The organism is Kitasatospora sp. NPDC001095, assembly GCF_053598615.1.
Window position 1 is genome coordinate 104502 of the sequence record NZ_JBSFKQ010000002.1, and the last position, 17544, is coordinate 122045.

At 73.2% G+C, this 17544-nt stretch carries 15 protein-coding genes; 6 read left to right on the forward strand and 9 right to left on the reverse strand.

Annotated elements, in window-relative coordinates:
- Nucleotides 1-247 precede the first annotated feature (247 nt).
- Nucleotides 248-1033 (forward strand): SLATT domain-containing protein, encoded by a 786-nt coding sequence (locus ACWDBB_RS02350; protein WP_449787852.1) that lies wholly within the window; start codon nucleotides 248-250, stop codon nucleotides 1031-1033.
- Nucleotides 1034-1118: 85 nt separating this feature from the next.
- On the opposite strand, the gene ACWDBB_RS02355 is transcribed toward ACWDBB_RS02350, so the two are convergent.
- The 3 genes from ACWDBB_RS02355 to ACWDBB_RS02365 form a co-directional block, all read right to left on the reverse strand.
- Entirely contained in the window at nucleotides 1119-1766 is a 648-nt protein-coding gene (locus ACWDBB_RS02355) for a hypothetical protein (RefSeq protein WP_392868594.1), read from the reverse strand.
- Nucleotides 1767-1996: 230 nt separating this feature from the next.
- Nucleotides 1997-2956 carry a GntR family transcriptional regulator gene (locus ACWDBB_RS02360; RefSeq protein ID WP_449787853.1) on the reverse strand — a complete coding sequence of 320 codons (960 nt, stop codon included), beginning with the start codon at nucleotides 2954-2956 and terminating at the stop codon, nucleotides 1997-1999.
- 150 nt (nucleotides 2957-3106) lie between these two features.
- On the reverse strand, nucleotides 3107-3904 hold the full coding sequence (locus ACWDBB_RS02365; protein WP_392868598.1) for a carbon-nitrogen family hydrolase: 798 nt from the start codon (nucleotides 3902-3904) through the stop codon (nucleotides 3107-3109).
- 174 nt (nucleotides 3905-4078) lie between these two features.
- On the opposite strand from ACWDBB_RS02365, the gene ACWDBB_RS02370 reads away from it, so the two are divergent.
- Nucleotides 4079-4900, forward strand: coding sequence for a maleylpyruvate isomerase family mycothiol-dependent enzyme (locus tag ACWDBB_RS02370; RefSeq protein ID WP_449787854.1), 822 nt, complete (start codon nucleotides 4079-4081; stop codon nucleotides 4898-4900).
- Nucleotides 4901-4948: 48 nt separating this feature from the next.
- Here the strand turns inward: ACWDBB_RS02370 and ACWDBB_RS02375 are convergent, their stop codons facing one another.
- Together ACWDBB_RS02375 and ACWDBB_RS02380 are read right to left on the reverse strand one after the other, a co-directional pair.
- On the reverse strand, nucleotides 4949-6256 hold the full coding sequence (locus tag ACWDBB_RS02375) for an MFS transporter (RefSeq protein WP_449787855.1): 1308 nt from the start codon (nucleotides 6254-6256) through the stop codon (nucleotides 4949-4951).
- A gap of 191 nt (nucleotides 6257-6447) precedes the next feature.
- Entirely contained in the window at nucleotides 6448-7680 is a 1233-nt protein-coding gene (locus ACWDBB_RS02380; RefSeq protein WP_449787856.1) for a M64 family metallopeptidase, read from the reverse strand.
- 364 nt (nucleotides 7681-8044) lie between these two features.
- Here ACWDBB_RS02380 and ACWDBB_RS02385 point away from each other — a divergent pair, with 364 nt between their 5' ends.
- Together ACWDBB_RS02385 and ACWDBB_RS02390 are read left to right on the forward strand one after the other, a co-directional pair.
- Nucleotides 8045-8941 (forward strand): hypothetical protein, encoded by an 897-nt coding sequence (locus ACWDBB_RS02385; protein WP_449787857.1) that lies wholly within the window; start codon nucleotides 8045-8047, stop codon nucleotides 8939-8941.
- Nucleotides 8942-9155: 214 nt separating this feature from the next.
- Nucleotides 9156-10091 (forward strand): hypothetical protein, encoded by a 936-nt coding sequence (locus ACWDBB_RS02390; protein WP_449787858.1) that lies wholly within the window; start codon nucleotides 9156-9158, stop codon nucleotides 10089-10091.
- A gap of 74 nt (nucleotides 10092-10165) precedes the next feature.
- Here the strand turns inward: ACWDBB_RS02390 and ACWDBB_RS02395 are convergent, their stop codons facing one another.
- Genes ACWDBB_RS02395 through pdhA form a run of 3 tightly spaced genes read right to left on the reverse strand, consistent with a single transcriptional unit; the run spans nucleotide 10166 to nucleotide 13773 of the window.
- A complete protein-coding gene (locus ACWDBB_RS02395) occupies nucleotides 10166-11629 on the reverse strand; it encodes a dihydrolipoamide acetyltransferase family protein (protein ID WP_449787859.1) in 1464 nt (487 codons plus the stop codon).
- A 15-nt stretch (nucleotides 11630-11644) separates the two neighbouring features.
- Entirely contained in the window at nucleotides 11645-12619 is a 975-nt protein-coding gene (locus ACWDBB_RS02400; RefSeq protein ID WP_449787860.1) for an alpha-ketoacid dehydrogenase subunit beta, read from the reverse strand.
- Nucleotides 12619-13773, reverse strand: coding sequence for a pyruvate dehydrogenase (acetyl-transferring) E1 component subunit alpha (gene pdhA / locus ACWDBB_RS02405; protein WP_392921220.1), 1155 nt, complete (start codon nucleotides 13771-13773; stop codon nucleotides 12619-12621). Before pdhA ends, ACWDBB_RS02400 begins: the two co-directional genes overlap by 1 nt.
- Nucleotides 13774-14199: 426 nt before the next feature.
- Here pdhA and ACWDBB_RS02410 point away from each other — a divergent pair, with 426 nt between their 5' ends.
- Together ACWDBB_RS02410 and ACWDBB_RS02415 are read left to right on the forward strand one after the other, a co-directional pair.
- Nucleotides 14200-14859: a response regulator gene (locus ACWDBB_RS02410; RefSeq protein ID WP_380735222.1), complete on the forward strand. Its 660-nt coding sequence runs from the start codon at nucleotides 14200-14202 to the stop codon at nucleotides 14857-14859.
- A 65-nt stretch (nucleotides 14860-14924) separates the two neighbouring features.
- Nucleotides 14925-16025 (forward strand): phosphotransferase, encoded by a 1101-nt coding sequence (locus tag ACWDBB_RS02415; RefSeq protein ID WP_449787861.1) that lies wholly within the window; start codon nucleotides 14925-14927, stop codon nucleotides 16023-16025.
- Nucleotides 16026-16030: 5 nt separating this feature from the next.
- On the opposite strand, the gene ACWDBB_RS02420 is transcribed toward ACWDBB_RS02415, so the two are convergent.
- Nucleotides 16031-17512: a protein kinase domain-containing protein gene (locus ACWDBB_RS02420; protein ID WP_449788095.1), complete on the reverse strand. Its 1482-nt coding sequence runs from the start codon at nucleotides 17510-17512 to the stop codon at nucleotides 16031-16033.
- Between the last annotated feature and the right edge of the window lie 32 nt (nucleotides 17513-17544).

Sequence of the window (17544 nt, forward strand, 5' to 3'; positions counted from 1 at the left end):
GGCGGTCGGTGGCCGGGTCACGACGGCGGGTAACCGGACCCTCGCTCGGACGGGTGAAATCTCGCCGCCTCCCGCAACCGGCCCACCTCGGGTTCCGTTGGCCGAAACCGGTAACGATCACCGGAGAAGCGCCCCCACGGTCAGCCATTTGGCGGTAAGAAGTGCTGTTGGAGAACCACCGGCGGACACCACGTCAGCCGTTGCGCCGACAGAACCAGCAGTCCGCCCGCCACAGGGAGCCCCACAGGTGAGCCAGCCGGAAATGCAGCCCGAGGAGAGTGCCTGGGGCAAGGAGATCGGTGAGGAGGACCAGCCCGTCGCCGCCGTCGTCCGACGCGCCTCCACCCGACACCGAGCCGATCTGAGCACCCGCCAGTTCCCGCTCGGAGACTGGGGCGAGCCCGCCGAACGGCTGGAGGAGCTCTACCGGTGGTCCGAGGAGCGGGCGGTCGAGGCGATCGAGTGGTACCGCCGGGACCGGGTCTGGAAGCGCCGCTGGGCGCGCCTGCTGCGGTTCGCCGCGGCCGGCTTCGCGGTGGGCGGGGTGACCGCCCCGCTGCTCGGCCTGGCCGGAGCCTTCCCGCACGGCACCGGCTGGGGCTACGTCGGCTTCGCGCTCTCCGCCGCGAGCCTGGCCGCCGACCGGGTCTTCGGGCTCACCTCCGGCTGGATGCGGGACGTCTCCACCGGGCAGGCGCTGCAACGCCGCCTGGAGGCGTTCCAGTTCGACTGGGCGTCGGAGTGCGTGCGCGAGGTGCTCGGCCCGACCGAGGGCACCGCGGGCGAGGCCGCCGAGCGCTGCCTGGGCGTGCTGCGCCGGTTCTGCGAGGACGTCTCGGACATGGTCCGCTCCGAGACCTCGGAGTGGATGCTGGAGTTCCGCGCCTCGATGACCCAGCTGCCCACCCAGTCCGGCGGGGCCTGGGGCGGGCGCAGCGAGCCCGGGGTGGGTGCCCAGGTGCGGGTGCTGCCGCCGCCGGGCACCCGGCCCACCATGCCGCGCCAGCGGCCGCCGGAGGGGCCGCTGCGGTAGTGATCGGGGATACGGAGGGTCAAGTGCCCGGACAGGGGCGGGGTCCCGGACGGGTGCCGGATCGGAGCCGGGGGCGGGGTCGGAGTCAGGCGAAGACGATCATCGAGCCCTGGGAGACGCTCCTGGTCGCCGCCGCGTACAGGCCCGACCAGGCGTGCCGCTCCCTGGCGAAGGGGTGGACGTCGTCGATCGGCGGCCCGAACGGCTGCTCCAGGCCGGTCGGGCCGAGCGGCCGGGTCGGGCCCGGCGGGTTGAACGGGTCGATGCCCAGCGCCGGTGCGACGGCCTGGAGTTCGCGTAGCAGCCCGTGGCTGGAGCCGAGCGGTCCGCCGGAGGCGAGCAGCGTGTCGTCCACCAGCGGCGCCGCGAACTCGACCGGCACGTACGCCCCCGCGTGGTCGAAGTGCCAGACCAGGTGCGACTGTTCGGCGCTGCTCTCGAACATCTCCAGCAGCTGCTCGTAGTCGCCGCCGAGCGCGTCGACCGGGGTGATGTCCAGGCCGGTGAGGCCCAACAGGTAGGCGCGGCGCAGGAAGTGCAGCGAGTCGTAGTCGAAGGCGGCTATCGGCTCGACCGCACCGCTGATGCCCGGGACGAAACGGTAGACCGGCACCTCGGGCAGCCCGCGCGAGGCCAGCACCGAGTTGTAGAGCGCGAGGTCGTCCCGGAAGGGGTTGTCGGGGCTGTGGCTCAGCACGTCCACCAGCGGGACGAGCCAGAGGTCGCAGGCCATGGCCGGCAGTTCCTCTCCGGAGGCGTGGATCGCCCGCGGAGACGGGGCGACGACGGGGTTGGGTCGGTACCCGGACGGCCCTTTCACCAGGCGCCCGGTCCGATGACCGCCCACCCTACCGGCCCGGCGCCGCGGGCGACTCGGGCCCTCCTCGCGTGCCGATCCAGGCGTGTCCGACAACGCCCGCCCGGCGCGAATCGTCGGACACGCCCTTCGGGATCGGACACGCCCTACGGAAGTCGTCGGCCGAACCGACCGTGCGGGATCGTGCGCGGCTGCGGCACCAGTCCGAGGCCGAGGCCCAGCTCACGGCCGAGTTCCCGGCCCACCTCGTCGCCGCGGCGGCTCCGCTCGGCACCGGGGTCGGCGCCGGGCCCGGTGGCCGGCTCCGACGGCGCGTCCGGCACCGGCGGCGCGGGCGGGGGCTCGACCGGCACCGGCGGCGGGTCCTCCCCGGTGAACTCGGTGAGCAGCTCCAGGACGGTCACCGACTCCAGCGGCTGCCCGGCCAGCCCGGCGAGCAGCCGGACGGTGTACAGGTTGTACTCGCAGATGATCCGGTGCGCGCCGAGCGAGTCGCGGGCCTCGATCGCCTCGACCAGGTCGCAGTGGCGCTCCCAGCAGATCCCGCCCAGCGCGGGCAGCTCCCGCAGGTAGCGCGCGGCGAACATCCAGGACTGCACCCGCAGCCAGTCCAGGTAGTCGGCGATCCGGCGGTTGCCGAGCAGCCCGCCGACCTCCTGCCAGAACCTGCGGTCGCAGCCCACCATCACGTCCAGGTTCCCCGCCCGGGCGGCCCGCACCGCGGCGTCGGCCCGGCGGTGCAGCGAGGGCAGCCGGCTGAGGTCGGGCAGCGCCCGGCGGCTGGCGTACTGGCGGTGGAAGCTGTCGGTGATCAGCACCCGGGACTCGAAGATCTCCAGGAAGTCGTCCCACCCCAGCTCGGGCACGGTGAAGCCGCGGTGGTGCTCGGCCCGCAGCAGTCCCTGCGCCCCGAGGTCGACCAGGGCCTCGCGGGCCGGGGTCGCGGAGACGCCGTACAGCTCGGCGATCTCCTTGACCGTGAAGTTGCGGCCGGCCGCGAGTCGGCCGGCCATCATCTCCTCGCGCAGCGCGCCGGCGATCTGCTCGCGCAGGCTGTTGCGGTGGATGACGGGGCGGGGGGTGTCGCCTGCGCCGTCGTCAGGCATGGGCGCGATCTCCTCGGGCGGCCTACCGTGCCGGCCCTCGTACGGGCCGGCGGGGAACACGACGAGTGCTCATCTTCTCAAACCCGACCGACCCAGGTACGAACCAACCCTCCCGGAACGCCCTCCACCGCGCCCCGGCCCCGCCCCCGCTCAGCGCTGGACCGGTGCCGGGATCCCCAGCAGGCGGTCCCGCAGCACCGGGAACTCCTCGCGCGCCTTCGCCACCTCGGCCGGGTCGAACTCGACCGTCAGGACCTCCTCGTCCGCCCCCGCCTCGGCCAGCACCCGGCCCCACGGGTCCACCACGATGCTGTGCCCGGCCTGCTCGACCCCGGCGTGCGTCCCCGCGGTGTTGCAGGCCAGCACGAAGGCCTGCTCCTCCACCGCCCGGGCCCGGGCCAGCAGCGTCCAGTGCTCGCGCCGCCGCGCCGGCCAGGCCGCCGGGACCACCAGCAGCTGCGCGCCGGCGTCCAGCAGCGCCCGGAACAGCTCGGGGAAGCGCAGGTCGTAGCAGGTGGCCAGGCCCAGCGTGGCGAAGTCGGTGGGCGCGGTGACGATCTCCTGCCCGGCGCCCATCACCACCGCCTCGCCGCTGTCGAAGCCGAAGCGGTGGATCTTGCGGTACGTGTGCACCAGCTCGCCGTCCGGGGAGAACAGCAGCGAGGTGTTGTAGATCGGCCCGTCCGGATCGCGTTCGACGATCGAACCGGCGTGCAGCCAGACCCCGGCGGCCCGGGCGGCGGCCGACATCGCGTCCGAGGTGGGCCCGTCCAGGGTCTCCGCGCCGTCCGACCAGAGGTCGTGGGCGAAGCCGCCGAGCGGCCACAGCTCTGGGAGCACCACCAGATCGGCGCCCTGCTGCGCCCGCACCAGGGCCGCCGCCCGAGCCCTCCGCTCGGCGGGCGGCTCCGCGTCGGAGACCGCGATTTGGATCAATGAAGCGCGCACAGTACCACCGTCCACGGCAAGAGTCCTACGATCGTCACCCGAAAGCGCTGCCCAGCTGTCACCCGGCAGCGTAACGTGCGGTTAGCGTGTGCGCCCGGAAAGCCGGACCATCCCGGTCGGCCGTGACAGCGGGGCACAGGCGGCAAGGAAGCTGACGGAGGGCCGGAGATTCCCGTGACGGACAACCAGACCGTGCAGGCTTACACCGAAGCGTGGACCCAGAGCATCGAGTCCATATCGGAGCTGGTCGCCCCCCTTCCCGAGGGCTCCTGGAACCGGGCCACCGAGTGTCCCGGCTGGTCCGTCCGGGACATCGTCTCGCACGTGATCGCGGTCGAGTCCGACCTGCTCGGCGACCCCCGCCCGATCCATTCGCTGCCGCGTGACCTCCGTCACGTGACGACCGAGTTCGCCCGCTACATCGAACTGCCGGTGGACAAGCGCCGCTGCCACACCGCGCTGGAGATGACCAGCGAGCTGGAGTACACGATCATCCGCCGCTCCCGGGCGCTGCGGAACGCCAAGCAGACGCCCGAGGAGCTGGTGCGCTGGCCGGCCGGGCCGCTGGCCAGGGACTTCCCGTACCACGAGCTGCTGCGGATGCGGGTCTTCGACGTCTGGGTGCACGAGCAGGACCTGCGCCGGGCCCTGGAGGTCCCGGGCAACCTGGACGCCCCGGCCGCCCTGATCACCCGGGACCTGCTGCTGGAGCTGCTGCCCAAGGCCGTCACCGACAGGGCGGGGGCCCCGGCCGGGACGGTGCTGGTGCTGGACGTCACCGGTCCGGTGGAGTTCCTGCGCACCGTCCGGGTGGACGCCACCGGCCGCTGCACCGTGGACGAGTCGATCAGCCTGGCCCCGGACGTCCAGCTCACCATGGACTGGGAGACCTACCTGCGGCTCGCCTGCGGCCGCGGCCGCCCCGGCCCGGTCACCGTCGACGGCGACCGGGAGCTGGCCGAACGGGTGCTGGCCAACTTCTCGGTCACCATCTGAGGCCCGAAGCCCGAAGCCCGCGATCCGGGCTGAGCCCGGGCCCCGGGCTCAGCCCGGCTGCGCCGCGACCCTGCGGCGCAGCCGCAGGACCATCGCCGTGCCCACCGCCAGCGGGACGAACTGCCAGCAGAACGCCCAGCGGAAGGCGGCGGCCGAGTACGCGCCGGCGCCGGCCGGGGAGAGCGCGTCCAGCAGCACGCCGATCCCGAACAGGGTGATCATCGTCCCGATGAACCCGCCCATGTTCACGATCCCGGAGGCGGTGCCCAGCCGCTCGACGGGGTTGCGGGCGCGCGCGTAGTCGAGGCCGACCAGCGAGGCCGGGCCGTTGCTGCCCATCACCAGGATGATCCCGACCAGCAGCCAGGTCGGCGGGTGGCCGCCGGGCCAGGCCAGCACCAGCGCCCAGCCGAGCGCGGTGCTCCCGACGACGGTCAGCACGATCGGCATCCGGGCCCGCGCCGAGGCGGAGAGCAGCCGGCCGAAGACGAAGCCGAAGGTCATGTTGCTGAGCACCAGCAGGGTCAGCAGCCCGCCGGCCCCGGCCCGGGACATCCCCTGCGCCTGCACCAGGTAGGGCAGGCCCCAGAGCAGGCCGAAGGCGTTGCCGGGGAACTGGGTGGTGAAGTGGATCCAGAGCCCGAGCCGGGTACCCGGCTCCCGCCAGCAGGCGAGCACCTGCCGGCCGACCTTCGGCCGCGCCCCGGGCGCCCCCGGCCGGACGGCGGCCTGCGGCGGCGCGTCCCGGAGGAGGAGCGCGACCAGCGCGAACACCGCCACGCCCAGCAGCGCGATCGCTGTGAAGGTCGGCGTCCAGCCCTCGCTGTGCAGCGCCCGGGCGAGCACCACGGTGGTGACCAGGTTGCCGCCCATCCCGGCCAGGCCGGTCAGCTGGGCCACGAACGGGTTCCGGGCCGCCGGGAACCACCAGGCGGCGATCCGCAGCACGCTGATGAAGGTCATCGCGTCGCCGCAGCCGAGCACCGCGCGGGAGGCCAGCGCGGGGCCGAACGCCGAGCTGAAGGCGAAGGCCAGCTGGCCGGCGCTCAGCAACACGACGCCGAGCATCAGCACCCGCCGCGGCCCGAACCGGTCGACCAGCAGGCCGACCGGGATCTGCATGGCCGCGTAGACCAGCACCTGGAGGATCGAGAAGGTGGAGAGCGCCGAGGCGCCGATGCCGAAGCGGTCGGCGGCGTCCAGTCCGGCCACGCCGAGGCTGGTGCGGTGGATGACGGCCAGGATGTAGACGCTGACGCCGACGGACCAGGCCAGCCAGGCCGCCCGGCCGCCGGGCGGTACGAGCCCGGGAGCGGGCGCGGCCACGGGAGCGGGCGCGGCCACGGGCGCGGGCACGGAGCCGAGCGCGGAGCTGCGAGCGGATGCGGGCGCGGCCGGGGGCTCGGCGGTGGGCCGGGGAGCGGGGACGGTCGGGGACGGGGCTGAACGAGCGGGCTCCACGGTCATAGTCCGACCAGCCTAGTCATCCCATGATCGGATGCTCGGACCAGGGGCCCGTGCGCCCCGGCCGCAGCCCCGGCCCCGCCTCAGCCGGTCAGCGTCCAGGACACCGAGCGGGTCATGTAGCGCTCCCGGAAGGCCTCGTCCCGCACCCAGTCGGTGGTGTCCCGGACGGTCGCCGTCACGGTGACCGTCCGGCCCGGGGCCAGCTCCAGCCGGGCGGTGTCCAGCCAGGCGCCGTCGGCGGACTGCGGCGCCACCGGGACGCCGTCCACCTTCCACTCCACCTTCAGCTGCCGCGGGCCGTTCAGCGGCAGCGGCCGGACGTCGAGCCGGGGCCGCCCGGACACCTCGCCGGGTGGCGGCACCGGGGTGTCGGTCGGCCGGACCCTGCGGTACAGCTCCTCGATGATCGCCTCGCGCGAGGGGAGGTTGTACGCGCTGCCCAGGGTGCGCATCACCGAGTCCCGGGTCGGCCGGTAGAGGCCGTTGGCGCTGCGGTACGCCCCGATCACGCCGGCCCCGTCCGGGGACTCGGCGCCCAGCCAGCGCCACCACTTGGTCTGCTTCCTGCGCATGTCGTCGGCGTTGAGGGTGGCGAGGTTCGGGTAGTCGGCGTCGTCCGGGGCGCTGTCGTACTCGTCGCCGAGGTCGCCCACGGTGTGCCCGATCTCGTGCTGGATGATCCGCCCGGCGTCCGGGCTGCCGCCCGCCAGGGTGGTCACCCCGGTGCCGCCGGCGCCGCCGTACTCGGTGGAGTTGGCCAGCGCTATCAGGTACTGGGGCCCGGCCCCGTCCCCCGCGTACCGGGCGGTGGCGGCCTCGTCGGCGCAGAGCAGCCGGGCGGTGCCCTCGCACCAGAAGTGCATGCCGAGCGGGGTGGCGGGCTTGCGGCCGCGGCTCTCGGTCTCGGCGATCCCGGAGACCGGGGAGACCACCTCGACCCGCCGGATGTTGAAGAAGCCCTGGTAGGTGCGGAAGGGCTCGATGTCCATCAGCGCGTGCCAGGCCTTGTCGGCCTGCTGCCGGAAGAGGTCCTGCTCGGCGGCCGTGTAGCCGTCGCCGAGCAGCACCAGGGTGATCCGGTTGGCCGGGTCGCCGGTGCGGCGTATCTCGACGGTCGGGGCGGCCGCGAATGCCCGCCGGTCGGCCTGGAGGGCCGTGTGCGGGGGCACCGCGCGGTCGGCCGGGGACCCCGGGCCGATCACGGCGAACGGCGAGGGGCCGGCCAGCTCCAGGGCGCCCGGGAGGGCGGCGGAGGACAGCAGCACGAGGGCGGCCAGACTCCGGACGAGACGGCCAGGGTTGCCAGGCGCCATACGGGTGCGTCCTCCCGGATCCGGTCACCCGGCGTCGCCCGGGTGGTGGAGCGGAGACGTACCCGGGCGGCCGGGACTCCCCTATACGGCCGCGAGAAAGTCACCGACCTGGCCGAACGATCCGCACTTTCCGGACCATTCTGGTCATACCAACCTTCACGCGAGAGGCTTGGAAGGCCCGCCGGACAGAACCCAGAATTTCTCGGAACCCGTCTGCAACCCCTCGTGGGGATGCGCGTCCATACAGGTGAAGGCACGGAGAGCGAGACCGGCAGAGCCGGGGGGCGCTTCCGCTCGGGAGGAGCGGGGCCGGTCGTCTTCACCCACTCACACCGTCAGCACCATGACCCTGGGGAGTCACGTCATGCGCCTGTCCGTTATCACCCGTTTCGCGCAGAGCGAGCGCGCGCTCTCCGGCCGCCGCCGCATCGCCGTCCTCGCCGCCACCACGGTCCTCGCCGGCGGCGTCCAGTTCCTCGCCACCGACACCGCCTGGGCCTGCGACGGCCCGTATTCCGCGAACAACCCGGTCGTCTCCGAGGCGGCCATGGCCCGGCAGCACAGCGGGACCCCGGTCAGCGCCTTCATCGCCCCGGTCGCGACCTCGCTGACCGCCGGCGAGAAGACCGAGTTCGGCGTGGAGTTCGCCAACTTCACCGGGGCCGCGTTCGACGAGGTGGCCCCGGGCCTCACCCTGAAGGCGACCGGCGGCAAGACCCACCTCCTCCCCAAGGACGTGACGGTCGAGGTCATGCGCGGCGGCTCCTGGACGAAGCTCGGCACCGACAACGGCTGCGCCGGCGAGGCCGTCCGCGTCGACACCTCCCCGCTGCTCCAGCCGCTGGCGGACGGCCACGCCGGCCGCGCGCTGTTCCGGATCACCCTGGCGGCCGGGGCCCCGAAGGACCTCGCCTCGGTGACGCTCACCACCAACGCGTGGAGCGGGGAGGCCGCCACCGGCAAGTCGGCGAGCACCACCGTCAAGGTCGTCCGCCCGGGCGCCAAGCCCGCCAAGACCGCCAAGCCGACCACCCTCGCCAAGCCCGCGCCCGCCACGGCCGCGCCCACCACGGCCGTCGAACCGGCCGCGGACCGGGCCAAGGACGCCGCCCCGGCCGCCACCGCGCCGACCGCCACCGCCGAGCTGGCCCAGACCGGCTCCTCCGCCACCGACACCTTCCTCGCCCTCAGCTCCGCCCTCTTCCTCGCCCTCGGAGCCGGCGTCCTGATCGCCGTCCGCCGGCTCCGCCACCAGCGCTGACCGGCCGCCCGGTAGGGCCGAGCGGCCCTCGGCCCCACCGGGCGAAAATTTCTCGAAACCCACCCGCAACCCCCGACGGGGATGCGCGTCCATACAGGTGAAGGCACGGAGAGCGAGACCGGCAGAGCCGGGGGGCGCTTCCGCCCAGGAGGAGCGGAGCCGGTCGTCTTCACCCACTCACACCGTCAGCACCATGACCCTGGGGAGTCACGTCATGCGTACGTCCGTTATCACCCGTTTCGCGAAGAACGAGCGCGCGCTCTCCGGCCGCCGCCGCATCGCCGTCCTCGCCGCCACCACGGTCCTCGCCGGCGGCGTCCAGTTCCTCGCCACCGACACCGCCTGGGCCTGCGGGGACCACCGGATCTCCGGCGCGTACCACGCCCCGACCGACGTACCCGGGCTCTCCCCCAACACCTCCATCACCTCCGCCAAGTCCTCGGTGGCCGCGGACGGCAGCTGGAACGAGGTCACCCTCAAGATCGTGAACAAGTCCGCCGAGGACGCCCACGGCATGGAGCCCTTCCTCGCCATCCACACCCCGGGTTCGGGCGCGGCCGCCCGGGTCAAGGACGTCAAGATCCAGTACAAGGACTACACCGGCGCCTGGAAGGACCTCAGCCTGATCGACGGCTGCGCCCGCGTCGTCGACATCACCGGCTCCCAGCGCGAGCGGATGACCGCCAACAGCTCGGTGGCCGTCGAGTTCCGCTACGCGCTGGCCCCCAGCACCCCGGCCGGCGTGACCACGATCGACCTGCTGGCCTCGACCGAGATGGCCGGCTCCGAGGGGCCGGGCGACTCGGGCTTCAAGCCGGTCACGGTGACCCACCCCCAGGACGGCGCCACCGCCAAGCCGACCACCCCGGCCAGGCCCAAGCCCACCGCCACGCCCACCAAGGAGGCCCAGTCGGCCCCGGCCAAGCCCGCCGCCGACAAGAACACCGTCCCCGCGCCGGCCGCCGAGGCCCCGGAAGCGTCGGCGACCCCGCCCGCCGCCCCGGCCACCACGGCCCCGGCCGGCACCCCCGAGCTGGCCCAGACCGGCTCCTCCGCCACCAACACCTTCCTCGCCCTCAGCTCCGCCCTCTTCCTCGCCCTCGGAGCCGGCGTCCTGATCGCCGTCCGTCGACTCCGTCCCCAGCGCTAGGGGCGGTACGACGAAGGGGCCCTCCTCCGCACGGTGGTGCGGAGGAGGGCCCCTTCTGCCGTCCTACGGGGGCGTCAGCCCCAGGTGATCAGGCGCTTCGGGCGCTCCAGCAGGCCGGCCACGTCGGCCAGCACCTTGGAGCCCAGCTCCCCGTCCACCAGGCGGTGGTCGAAGGAGAGCGCGAGCGTGGTCACCTGACGCGGCACCACCTTGCCCTTGTGCACCCACGGCAGTTCCCGGACCGCCCCGAAGGCCAGGATGGCGGCTTCGCCGGGGTTGAGGATCGGGGTGCCGGTGTCGACGCCGAAGACGCCGACGTTGGTGATGGTGACCGTCCCGCCCTGCATGTCGGCCGGCGAGGTCTTGCCCTGACGGGCCGTCTCGACCAGCTCGCCGAGCGAAGTGGCCAGGCCCGCGAGGGTCTTGGACCCGGCGTCCTTGATGTTCGGGACGATCAGGCCGCGCGGGGTGGCCGCGGCGATGCCGAGGTTCACCTGTCCCTTGAGGACGATCTCCTGGGCGGCCTCGTCCCACTGCGCGTTGATCTCGGGATGCCGCTTGATCGCGGTGAGCAGCGCCTTGGCGACGATCAGCAGCGGGCTGACCCGGACGTCCCGGCCCAGCTCGCCGCTCTCCTTGAGCCGGCGGACGAACTTCATCGTGCGGGTCACGTCGACCTGCACGAACTCGGTGACGTGCGGGGCGGTGAAGGCCGAAGCCACCATCGCCTGCGCGGTCGCCTTGCGGACGCCCTTGATCGGCACCCGGACGTCGCCCGCGGTGGACACGGGCACCTGCGGAGCGGCCGGCTCGGCCACGACGGCCTCGGTCACCGGGGCCGCAGGGGCCGCGGCGGCCGCCGGGACGGCCGGAGCCGCCTGGGCCGTGGCGAAGGCGTGCACGTCCTCGCGGGTGATCACGCCGTCCCGGCCGGTCGGGGTGACCGCGCGCAGGTCGACGCCGAGGTCCTTGGCCAGCTTGCGCACCGGCGGCTTGGCCAACGGCCGCTCTCCGCCCGGCACTTCGGCGACCGTGGCGACCGGGGCCACGGGCGCCGGGGTGGCCGCGGGCGCCGGAGCCGAGGGCACGGCCGGCACGGTCGCCGAGACCTTCGTGGTGGTCGTCCGCCGCGCCCGGCGCTGGGCGGCGCCGGTGCGCGGGCCGTACCCGACCAGCACCTCGCGCCGCTCGGGCTCGGTCTCCTCGGCGGGAGCCGGAGCCGGAGCCGGAGCCTGAGCCGGCGTCGCGGTGGGGGCGGCCGGAGCCGCGGCCCCCGCCTCCCCGGCGACGGCGACCGAGATGATCACGGTGCCGACGTCGACCGTCGCACCCTCGGGGAAGTGCAGCTGCTCGACCACCCCGTTGAACGGGATGGGCAGCTCCACGGCCGCCTTGGCGGTCTCCACCTCGCACACGACCTGCCCGTCGGTGACGGTGTCACCGGGCTTGACGTACCAGCTGAGGATCTCGGCCTCGGTGAGGCCCTCGCCCACGTCGGGCATCTTGAACTCGCGGAGCGAGCGAACTTCGGTGGTCATCTTCGCTCCCCGGAATCAGTACGCGAGCGCGCGGTCGACGGCGTCGAGCACGCGGTCCAGGTCGGGCAGGAACGCCTCCTCGACCCGGGACGGCGGGTACGGCGCGTGGTAGCCGCCGACCCGCAGGACCGGCGCCTCCAGGTGGTAGAAGCACTTCTCGGTGAGCCGGGCGGCCAGCTCGGCGCCCATGCCCATGAAGACCGGCGCCTCGTGCACCACCACGGCCCGACCGGTGCGCTTGACCGAGGCCTCCAGGGTGGCGAAGTCCACCGGGGAGAGCGAGCGCAGGTCGACGACCTCCAGCCGGCGTCCGTCCTCCTCGGCGGCCGCGGCGGCCTCCAGGCAGACCTTGACCATCGGGCCGTACGCGATCAGCGTCGCGTCGGTGCCGGAGCGGACGATCCGGGCGTCGTGCAGGCCCAGGTCGGCGGCGTCGCCGACCTCGCCCTTGTCCCAGTAACGGCGCTTGGGCTCCAGGAAGATGACCGGGTCGTCGGACTCGATCGACTGCCGCAGCATCCAGTGCGCGTCGTGGGCGGTGGCCGGGGTGACCACCCGCAGACCGGCGGTGTGCGCGAAGTACGCCTCGTGCGACTCGCTGTGGTGCTCGACCGCGCCGATGCCACCCGCGTAGGGGATGCGCACGGTGACCGGCAGCTTGACGTGGCCCAGCGCACGGGCGTGCATCTTGGCCAGCTGGGAGACGATCTGGTCGAACGCCGGGTAGACGAAGCCGTCGAACTGGATCTCCACGACGGGGCGGTAGCCGCGCAGGGCCAGGCCGATCGCGGTGCCCATGATGCCGGATTCGGCGAGCGGGGTGTCGATCACCCGGTCCTCGCCGAAGTCCTTCTGGAGGCCGTCGGTGATCCGGAAGACGCCGCCGAGCTTGCCGATGTCCTCGCCCATCAGGACGGTCTTCGGGTCGTTCTCCAGCGACTTGCGCAGCGCTCCGTTCAGCGCCTTGGCGATGCTCAGCTGACCGGCCATCAGTGGGTCTCCCCCGCCTCGAAGGAGGCCGCGTACTCGACGTACTCGGCCCGTTCCTCATCGACCAGCGCGTGCGGCTCGCTGTACACGTGGTCGAAGATCAGGGTCGGGTCCGGGTCCGGCATGCCGCGCACGCCCTCGCGCACCCGCAGCCCCAGCTGCTCGCTCTCGGCGTCGACGGCGGCGAAGAACTCCTCGTCGGCCAGGCCCTCCTTGTCCAGGTGGGCGCGGAGCCGGGTGATCGGGTCCTTGGCCTTCCAGGCCTCGGTCTCCTCGGCGTGCCGGTAGCGGGTGGGGTCGTCGGAGGTGGTGTGGGCGCCCATCCGGTAGGTGAACGCCTCGATCAGCACCGGTCCGTTGCCGCTGCGGGCGTGGTCGAGCGCCCAGCGGGTGACCGCCAGGCAGGCCAGCACGTCGTTGCCGTCGACCCGGACGCCCGGGAAGCCGAAGCCGGAGGCGCGGCGGTACAGCGGGATCCTGGTCTGGGTGGTGGTGGGCTCGGAGATCGCCCACTGGTTGTTCTGGCAGAAGAAGACCACCGGCGCGTTGTAGACCGAGGCGAAGGTGAAGGCCTCGTTGACGTCGCCCTGGCTGGAGGCGCCGTCACCGAAGTACGCGATCACCGCGTCGTCGGCGCCGTCCTTGGTGATGCCCATCGCGTAACCGGTGGCGTGCAGGGCCTGCGCGCCGATCACGATGGTGTACAGGTGGAAGTTCTTCTCGTTCGGGTCCCAGCCACCGTGGTTCACACCGCGGAACATGCCGAGCAGGTTCAGCGGGTCGACGTCGCGGCACCAGGCCACGCCGTGCTCGCGGTACGTGGGGAAGGCGTAGTCGCCGGGGCGCATCGCGCGGCCGGAGCCGACCTGGGCGGCCTCCTGGCCGAGCAGCGAGGCCCACAGGCCCAGCTCGCCCTGGCGCTGGAGCGCGGTGGCCTCCGCGTCGAACCGGCGCACCAGCACCAGGTCGCGGTAGAGGGCGCGCAGCTCCTCGGGAGTGGTGGTGAGGGGATAGTCCGGGTTCTCGACCCGCTCGCCTTCCGGCGTGAGCAGCTGGACGAGCTCCGGCTGGGCGTCCTTGCCCTTGCCACGGAGGGTGTCAGGGACGCCGGGGGCCGCCTTCTTGCGAGCCCTCGCCGTGCTTTTGACGGTCACGTTCACTCCTCGGTCTGTCCGGCCGCCCGGGGTCGCCGGTGACCGGTCCGGTCACCGCCTCGCGGGGCGCGCGTGGGTGTGCGCTCCCACTGCGGGGCAGGTGGTGATCCTGTTCCGACGGCGTCCCTCACGAGAACGTTACCCAGCGTCCGCCCTCGGCGCGCTTGCGCTAGGACGTCCTACTTGTTCAGGGTCTACAACCCCGAGGGTGCCGCGGTCGGCTCGCCGTCGGATGGGTGGGGGTGACGGTCGGCGTGACGCAGCTCTCAATTCGAGCGCCTTCAGGACACCAGCGCACGTTATCCGGGCAGACGCCCGTGCGTAAGGGGGTTCTCGGTATCGGTTTTGGACGGCCCTGGCCGGATCGCGCCCTCACGGGGATCCGGACGATAGGTCTTCCGTACGGTGATATGGGAGGCTTTGGACGTGACTGATAACGGACAAATCAGGGTATTCCTGCTCGACGATCACGAGGTCGTCCGGCGGGGCGTGCACGATCTGCTCTCGGTCGAGGACGACATCGAGGTGGTCGGCGAGGCCGGCACGGCCACCGAGGCGCTCACCCGGATCCCGGCGGTCCACCCGGACGTGGCGGTGCTCGACGTCCGGCTGCCGGACGGCAACGGGGTCGAGGTCTGCCGCGAGATCCGGTCCAAGTTGCCGGAGATCAAGTGCCTGATGCTGACCTCGTTCTCGGACGACGAGGCGCTGTTCGACTCGATCATGGCCGGCGCCTCCGGCTACGTGCTGAAGGCGATCCGCGGCACCGACCTGATCACCGCCGTCCGGGACGTCGCGGCCGGCCGCTCGCTGCTCGACCCGGTCGCCACCAGCAGGGTGCTCGCCCGGCTGCGCGACGGCGGGGAGAAGGAGGACGAGCGGCTCTCCCAACTCACCAAGCAGGAACGGCGGATCCTCGATCTGATCGGCGAAGGTATGACAAATCGTCAGATCGGCAACGAGTTGCACCTGGCCGAGAAGACGGTGAAGAACTACGTCTCAAGTCTGCTCGCCAAGATGGGCATGGAGCGGCGCACCCAGGCGGCCGCCTTCGTGGCGCGGCACCAGGCCGACCACCAGTACTGACCGGACGGCTGCACAGAGTTGACGGTTTGTCAAGGGCCCCCGCAAGGGGGCCATAACCTCTGCACGTGACTTTCAGCCAGACCCTCGCCTGCGCACCGGCCCGCCCCGACATCTCCGCACCGCCGATGGGAACCCTCAGCCCACCCGTCCCGCCGGACGCCCTAGCCGAGGTCCTGGCCCGCTACCGAGTGGGCCGGCTGCTGACCGCCGAACCCGTCGCCGAGGGCCTGCTGAACCGGGGGTACCTGGTCACCACCGAGGCCGGTCCGTACTTCCTGAAGTGCTACGTCGACTCCGCCACCGCCAGCCGTCCGAAGATCCTCGCCCACCACCGCGCGATGGCCGCGCTGAACACCCTCGGACTGCCCGTCGCACCCCCGCTGGCCTGTGCCGGACGGTCCGGCACGGTGGCCTCCTGCGGCGGCCGGCTGTTCGCGCTGTTCCCCTGGGTCGACGGCCGGCACCGGCACGGCGACGAGCTCGACCCGTCGCAGTGCGACGCGCTCGGCGCGCTGCTCGGCCGGCTGCACGGCGCGCTCGACGACGTCTGCGCCCCCATCGAACAACCCGCCGGCTATCACAGCGCCGACCCCGTCGACAGCGCCGAGCTCGCCCGCGACCTGCGCTCCCGCGCCCGGGAGCACCACCCGGCAGAGGAGTTGGACGCCCTGGTGGTGGAACGGCTCACGGAACGGCTGGATCTGCTCGCCGAGCACGCCCACCGCCGCCCCGCCCCGGAGGCCGCACCGCCCACCGGCTGGACCCACGGCGACTTCCACGGCCTCAACCTGCTCTACGACGACGGCCCGCGGGGCGGCCGGGTGGCGGCCGTCCTGGACTGGGACAAGCTCGGCCCGCAGCCACGCGCCGAGGAGGCCGTCCGGGCCGCCACGCTGCTCTTCAACGACCGCTCGTCCGGCGTCCTCGACCTGGTCCGGGTCCGCCGCTACTCACAGGCCTACCGGGCCTCCGGCGCCGCCACCGCCGAGCAGTTGGCCGCCGCCGTCCACCGGGTCTGGTGGGAGCGGCTGAACGACTTCTGGATGCTGCAGTGGCGCTACCAGCGGGCCGACCACCGGGCCGACCCGCTCTACCCCGCCTCCGCGGGACAGCTGGCGTGGTGGTGTCAGGAGTACGAGCAGGTCCTGGACGCCTTCGCCAACTGACCGCGTCAGGGGGACGACTTCGCGTCCGTCGGCTTCGGGTCCACCGGCGGCTTCGCCGTCCCCGTGCCGGCGCCCGAGGTCGCCGCCGGCGTCGTCGCCGCCGGCGGCGTCGTGGCCGGCGCGCTCCCGGTCGCACTGTGGCTTGGGGGCGTGGTCTGCGTCGGGGTCGGCGTGCCGTGCTTGCCGGTGCTCGGCGACGGCGACATGTTGTTGCCGTTGTTGCCGGTGTTGTTCCCGTTGTTGTTGCCGGGGTCGGTCGGGGCCTGCGGCTTCTTGCTGCCGGAGACCGAGGCCGGCGGGGTGGTCAGGCCGCTCTGGGCGGGCGCGCTCGGCTCCGTGCTGGTGACCGCCGGGGGCTGCGTCGGGGACACCTCGTGGTCGGTCTTGTCGCCGCTGATCGCGAACGCGATGCCCGCACCGGCCGCGACCAGCACGGCGATCGCGCCGGCCACCCAGGCCCACGGCCCGCGCCGCCGTACGGGGCCGTCCCCGGCCTCGTCCGCGCCGCCACCGTACGGGGCGCCGGCCGCCGGGTAGGGCGAGGAGGGGGTGTGCGGGCCGCCCGTGGAGTACGGCAGCACGGAGGTCTGGTCGCCCGGGCGCACCGCGCCGAAGGCCGCGGTGGCCGCGGTCTGGTCCGGCCGCAGCACCTGGGTCGCGCCGGTGTCGCCCGAGGTGGCGCCGACCCAGCCGTCCCCGGCCGCGCCGTGCATCTCGCGCAGGGCGTGCTGCAGGTGGGCGCGGAACTCGTCGGCGTCCTGGAAGCGGTCGTCCGGGTTCTTGGCGAGCGAGCGCAGCACCAGCGGGTCGAGCCCGGTCGGCACCCGGCCGTTGGCCTGCGAGGGCGGCATCGGCGGGTCCTGGACGTGCTGGTAGACCACCGACAGCGGCGTGTCGCCGGTGAACGGCGGGCGCAGCGTGAGCAGTTCGTACAGCATGCAGCCGGCCGCGTACAGGTCCGAGCGGTGGTCGACCGGCTTGCCGAGCGCCTGTTCGGGCGAGAGGTACTGCGGGGTGCCCATGACCATGCCGGTCTGGGTCATCGTGGTGGCGCCGCCGGTCAGCGCCCGGGCGATGCCGAAGTCCATCACCTTGACCGCGCCGGTGTTGGTGATGATCACGTTGGCGGGCTTGATGTCCCGGTGGACGATGCCGTTGCGGTGGCTGTAGGCGAGCGCCTCCAGCACTCCGGCGATGATGATCAGCGCCTGGTCGACCGGCGGCGCCTCCTCGTCCGCCAGCAGCTCGCGGACGGTGCGGCCCTCGACCAGCTCCATCACGATGTACGGCGTGGACTCGTCCCCGACGTACTCCTCGCCGGTGTCGTAGACCGAGACGATCGAGTGGTGGTTGAGCGCCGCGACGGCGTGTGCCTCACGGGTGAAGCGCAGCCGGGCGACGTCGTCCTGGGCCAGTTCGCCACGCAGGAGCTTGACCGCGACGGTGCGGCCGAGCCGCACGTCCTCGGCGGCGAACACCTCGGCCATGCCGCCGCGTCCGAGCCTGTGGGTCAGCCGGT

Excerpts from the sequence above, each read along its gene's own strand:
- ACWDBB_RS02355 (WP_392868594.1), bottom strand. The coding sequence starts at position 1,766 with ATGGCCTGCGACCTCTGGCTCGTCCCGCTGGTGGACGTGCTGAGCCAC.
- ACWDBB_RS02360 (WP_449787853.1), bottom strand. The coding sequence starts at position 2,956 with ATGCCTGACGACGGCGCAGGCGACACCCCCCGCCCCGTCATCCACCGC.
- ACWDBB_RS02380 (WP_449787856.1), bottom strand. The coding sequence starts at position 7,680 with ATGGCGCCTGGCAACCCTGGCCGTCTCGTCCGGAGTCTGGCCGCCCTC.
- ACWDBB_RS02385 (WP_449787857.1), top strand. The coding sequence starts at position 8,045 with ATGCGCCTGTCCGTTATCACCCGTTTCGCGCAGAGCGAGCGCGCGCTC.
- ACWDBB_RS02390 (WP_449787858.1), top strand. The coding sequence starts at position 9,156 with ATGCGTACGTCCGTTATCACCCGTTTCGCGAAGAACGAGCGCGCGCTC.
- ACWDBB_RS02395 (WP_449787859.1), bottom strand. The coding sequence starts at position 11,629 with ATGACCACCGAAGTTCGCTCGCTCCGCGAGTTCAAGATGCCCGACGTG.
- ACWDBB_RS02400 (WP_449787860.1), bottom strand. The coding sequence starts at position 12,619 with ATGGCCGGTCAGCTGAGCATCGCCAAGGCGCTGAACGGAGCGCTGCGC.
- ACWDBB_RS02420 (WP_449788095.1), bottom strand. The coding sequence starts at position 17,512 with ATGGCCGAGGTGTTCGCCGCCGAGGACGTGCGGCTCGGCCGCACCGTC.